The organism is Pseudomonadota bacterium (genome assembly GCA_018823135.1).
In the GTDB taxonomy this organism is placed as follows: Bacteria; Desulfobacterota; Desulfobulbia; order Desulfobulbales; family CALZHT01; genus JAHJJF01.
In genome coordinates this window covers 1-5,154 of sequence record JAHJJF010000082.1, presented here as the reverse complement: position 1 = coordinate 5,154, position 5,154 = coordinate 1, and the positions used below count along the sequence as shown (strand labels likewise).

General features: G+C 47.5%; 6 protein-coding genes. 5 read left to right on the top strand and 1 reads right to left on the bottom strand.

What is annotated here, in order from left to right; genetic code table 11:
• A partial coding sequence (locus tag KKE17_08410) for an ATP-binding protein (GenBank protein ID MBU1710010.1) occupies positions 1-477 on the top strand: 477 nt, incomplete at its 5' end.
• 4 nt (positions 478-481) lie between these two features.
• Here KKE17_08410 and KKE17_08405 read toward each other — a convergent pair.
• The gene (locus tag KKE17_08405; GenBank protein ID MBU1710009.1) at positions 482-1,375 is read right to left on the bottom strand and encodes a sensor domain-containing diguanylate cyclase; all 894 of its coding nucleotides are present in this window, start codon (positions 1,373-1,375) and stop codon (positions 482-484) included.
• A 193-nt stretch (positions 1,376-1,568) separates the two neighbouring features.
• On the opposite strand from KKE17_08405, the gene KKE17_08400 reads away from it, so the two are divergent.
• The 4 genes from KKE17_08400 to KKE17_08385 form a co-directional block, all read left to right on the top strand.
• Entirely contained in the window at positions 1,569-1,949 is a 381-nt protein-coding gene (locus KKE17_08400) for a response regulator (GenBank protein ID MBU1710008.1), read from the top strand.
• Between the two features lie 291 nt (positions 1,950-2,240).
• Positions 2,241-2,744: a hypothetical protein gene (locus KKE17_08395; protein ID MBU1710007.1), complete on the top strand. Its 504-nt coding sequence runs from the start codon at positions 2,241-2,243 to the stop codon at positions 2,742-2,744.
• Between the two features lie 494 nt (positions 2,745-3,238).
• Positions 3,239-3,613, top strand: coding sequence for a helix-turn-helix domain-containing protein (locus tag KKE17_08390; GenBank protein ID MBU1710006.1), 375 nt, complete (start codon positions 3,239-3,241; stop codon positions 3,611-3,613).
• Between the two features lie 331 nt (positions 3,614-3,944).
• On the top strand, positions 3,945-5,154 hold a 1,210-nt coding region (locus KKE17_08385; GenBank protein MBU1710005.1), incomplete at its 3' end, for an aminotransferase class I/II-fold pyridoxal phosphate-dependent enzyme.

Here is a 5,154-nt window from a genome sequence, read left to right as displayed (position 1 = left end):
TGTCCGTGCGGCTATCTCGGCGACCCGAATCATGAATGCACCTGCAGCGCCATGCAGATTCAACGCTACGAAAGCAGGCTTTCCGGTCCCCTGCTCGACCGCATTGATCTGCACCTGGAAGTTCCGGCGGTGCCGTTCAAGAAAATCTCCGCCGAATCATCCGGGGAATCCTCCTTTGAAATACGAAGCAGGGTTTCCAGCGCTTCGGCAATCCAGAAAGAGCGTTTCAGCAAACGCAAAAATTTCTACAATAACGGCCAGATGACACCCCGGGATCTCAAGAAATACTGTGTTCTGGACAACGCCTGCCGGGATCTTCTCGAAGAGGCGGTGAACCGGCTGCGCCTTTCGGCGCGCTCCTATCACCGGATCCTGAAAATCGCCAGAACCATTGCCGACCTTGCGGAAAGCGAAACCATCATGTCCACGCACATTGCCGAGGCAGTGCAGTACAGAAGACTGGACAGAAAGAGATAGGGCTTTACCCTGAAGTGAGCCGGTTGCGGCCGGCCTCTTTGCTCTGGCGCATGAGTTCCTCCACTCTTTGCACCAGCGATTTCATCGTATCATCGGTGCTTGCCAAGGTGGCGCCCATGGAAACCGTGGCCCTCAACAGCCGTCCTCCTGCGGAAATAAGCGTATTTTCAACGAGAAACCGATACCGTTCGCCTGCTTCCCGAAGACCAGTTTCATCGACATTCCTGAAAATACCGACAAACTCATCTCCGTTCCACCGCCCAAAAACATCAAACGGCCGGGCAGCGGAGCGGATAGTGTTTGAAACGGTCTTCAAAACCAGATCGCCCACAACATGGCCATAGGTGTCATTGATGTCCTTGAAATGATCAATATCCATAAAAAGAATCCCGAAAGAAAGATCGTAACGCTTCAGTTCTTCCAGTATCGCCTGCAGTTCATATTCCAGATGCAGACGGTTTGAAAGCCTGGTCAGAGGATCGAGCAAAGTGAGCTTTTCAAGTTCCCGGATCTTCTCCTCCATTATCTTGGTTGAACTGATATCGGAAAACATCTGGGCGCCGCCGACAATCATGCCGGTCTCATCCTTTAACGGCGCCACACTGACCAGCACTGGAACCCGATGACCTTTCTTGTGATGCAGAAAAACTTCCATTTCAAGAGGAACTCCCTGCTCAATTGCCGCTTCCATCGGGCAGCCGGATTTACAAAGACTCTTTCCCTGATAATCGACATGGACAAGGATATTGTCCATACATCTTGAGCCGATAACGTCCACAGCCTTAAAGCCGGTTATCTTTTCTGCGGCCTTGTTCCAGTATGTAATTCTTCGATCCTTATCCACAAAGTATATGCCTTCGTGAATATTTTCGATCATATCAGCGTAATCATATTTCATCAGAACTTGCTCCAATTGTTTTTAAGGCATAACCGGCAGATCATTGAACCGTAATAAACGTTAATTTTCAATACATCTATAAAAAAATCAATACAAACTATTCTGAGCTTGACTTCAATTTTCTTCCTATTAGTATATCGATAGAAATTATTCATGGGAAAAAACTATCCGAGTCTCTGAAAAGGTTGCATGCATGTCAAATCCATACCCGAAAACCGTTCTGGTTGTCGATGACGATTCCTTTGTGCTTTCATCCCTGGAAAAAACATTGTCTTCCGTGGGATGCTCCACCTTGACAGCCTCCACCGGTGAAGAGGCGCTTTCCATTGCGGAAAATTCCGCTGAAAATATTGACATGCTGCTCACCGATATGATGATGCCCGGCCTCAATGGCAAAGAACTGGCAGAAGAATTTCTATCAAAGTATCCCCAGACAAGAATTCTCGTTATGTCGGCCTTTATGTGTCCGTCCATCGGCACCGCTGACGTGTTTGAGAGCGAAAAGATTTTTATCCAGAAGCCTTTTACACCGGACTCGCTGTTGAATAAAATGAAAGACGTTATGAAGGATTAACCGACATTAACGCATGGATTTATCTTACACTATAAATGGGAGGATTGATTATGAGCGGTCACGATCACGGACATGAGCATGAAGATCACATGGTGTGTGTGAAGGTAGGAATATTCTTTATCTGTGTGCTTATCGCGTTATTCTACTTTTCTGTCTGACAGCTCCTTTTGACTCAACACAAACACGGCCTGGAGAATATCCCGACCGTTTTTTTATGCCCGGGCAAGCAATTCCCTTGAACCGCCCCCCTGTTTTTCATATAATGATTTATCCGCAACAAAGGAATACCCCATGTCAAACATAACATCTGCCACCGGCCCATCATTATATACAAACATTGCAACCCTGGGTGCAAATCAGGCAAAACCCAGGCCACAGCAACCAAATCCACCGAAACAACCGGAAAATATCGATTCAGTGAAGATCTCCCCTGAAGCCCTCATTCAATCCGCAAAAGAAACCAGGACCCTCCCCAAAATTACCCAGGGAAATGATTCAACCAGCCAGGGACAAAAAACTCAACGGCCGGCAGAGACAACCAACCAGGATAAACCTTCGCAAAGATCCGTTCAACTCGTTGACAACAAACTCTTTACCACTTACAAACCCGTTCCCAGTGGAACCGGGGGAAACGCCATTATTAAAAAATTCAACATCAAGGACCAGCAGCAATTGCCTCCGCCGGAAGAACCAAGCAGGGCTGCCCAGAACCTGCTTCAGAATCTCTCCGCAGGGAACGATAATGATTCCAGGACGCCGGGAACACAATACCGGCTGACCCCCAAGGTTATTTAATCCCCTCGTTTGCTGAAAATCTCGTGAATACTTACCAAAAAAGCGGGTAACCAGTTTGGGGGTCCGGTAACGACCAGGTTTCACTTTTTCCGTTTTACACCATCCAAGTACAAATACTTTTTCCGTCGCCACTGCCACCGGAAGGCGAAACCGGCCAGCAAGAACTTCACGAATTACCGACCTTGCCTAGCATTTAATATTGCAAGTTCTCTCCTTTATGAGTAATAAAACCAGATTATTCAAGGGCAAACCAACTCCAAATAATAGGATAATAAAAAATAACAATTTAACACGGCGATACTTCCATATTAAAACGAAGCGGATATTTCATATTTATTACATTTCCAGAGCCTCCGACGCTTTCAAGCACAGTGCCTGAAAAAAGCGGGCATTTTTTTTCACAACCATCCACGAATAATCATTGACAGGTATATACCACATTGTGGTATGTTTCCGATTCAATATCAGGACAACATCCATTTTGGAGAGGATCAATGCAAAGCAAGGAGTTCTTGGAAGCCCGCAAGAAGCTCAATAAAACCCAGAAACAGCTCGCAGAACTGTTAGGCACGTCCATAAAGGCCATACACAGTTACGAGCAGGAGTGGAGGTCTGTGCCTGCACATGTTGAAAGGCAGATATTCTTTCTGCTTTCGCGGATGAAAAAGAACGAAAAGACCATGAAGCCCTGCTGGGTAATCAAAAAATGCCCATTAAAAACCAGGAAGCTATGTCCGGCATGGGAATTTCAGGCAGGAAAACTCTGCTGGTTCATCAACGGTACCATCTGCGAGTGTCAAGCCCAGAAAAACTGGCAGGAAAAAATGAAAATATGCCGTGAATGTGAAGTCCTCCGCACCTTATTATAAATCCACAAACTTTTCTGTTCTCAAACGAACAAAGGTATTAATTATTCCCCAACAGGCAAAATCTTTTTTAATGCCTCAGCGATTCCACCAATATTGTATTCTCCGCCAATGGCAGACTGTCATACGATCCATGATCTCTCATCCTGACTTTCATTGCATACAGACATAACCCGGATTATACACGAGTCCAGACGCTGAGGGGATGCCAGAAAGCGCTTACCTGTTAAAAAGCAATACATAACGGTTTTTGTTGCAATTAACCGTCGAGAAAAGTGATTATATCGTATTGCACGCCAGATAATAAACCCTCGCGGGATAAGGAGACAAACTAATGACTGAAAAAAACACACCCAGCTTTCACACCCGCGTCATCCATGCCGGACAGAAACCTGGAGACTGGCAGGGTGCGACATTGCCGCCCATTTTTCAGAGCGCCGCCCACCTGCATCCCACTGCAGAGAATTTAAGCGACACGTTTTCAGGGAAAACCACCGATCATATTTACATGCGCTTGACCAATCCCACCAATCGCACCCTTGAACAGAAACTTGCGGACCTGGAAGGCGGCAAAGGTGCAATCGCCATGTCATCGGGAATGGCAGCGATCACCAACGCCTGCATGGCGCTTTTGCGGGCCGGCGACGAGTTTGTCTGCGGCAATTCGCTTTTCATGTCCACCTATGTACTTTTTGCAAACATCTTCAAGAAATACGGGATTACCGCCAGGATGGTGGAGTCAACCGACCCGCAGGCAATCGAGAAAGCGATTAACGACAAGACCCGCTTCGTGTATCTTGAAACCATCGGCAACCCGAAAATGGATGTTCCGGACATCAGCAGAATCGCCGCCATCGCCCATGCCAATGGATTGCCGCTCCTGGTTGATAACACCCTGGCCACCCCGTATCTCTGCCGCCCCCTGGAACTTGGAGCGGATGTCGTCATCCATTCAACCACCAAATACCTCAGCGGTCACGGAGATGCCACCGGCGGAGTGGTTATCGACGGCGCAGGTTTCGACTGGACTGGCGAACGCTTTGCCGATTTCAAACCCTTTATCGACCGTAAAGGGCCCCTTGCTTATACAGACAAAGTCTGGCGTGAACATCATATCAACTTCGGCACCACCCAGGCACCGCTTCATTCCTATCTGACCATGATCGGTCTCGACACCCTTGCCCTGCGCATGGAACGTCATATTGAAAATGCCATGAAGGTTGCCGATTATCTTCAGAATCACCAGAAAACCACCTGGGTGAAATATCCCGGGCTCAAGGACAACCCATCCTATCCCACTGCAAAAAAACAGTTTGCCGGCAAGGGCTTCGGCGGACTCATTGCATTTGGATTAAAAGATCAACAGGCATGCTTCAAATTCATCAACAACCTGAAAATGATCTACCATCTGGCCAATCTCGGTGATTGCAAGTCCTTGGTCATCCACCCGTATTCATCGCAGTACGTGGCTTTTCCGGAACCAATCCGGCAGCTCCTTTCCATCACCCCGGATCTGGTAAGATTATCCGTGGGCATTGAAGGGG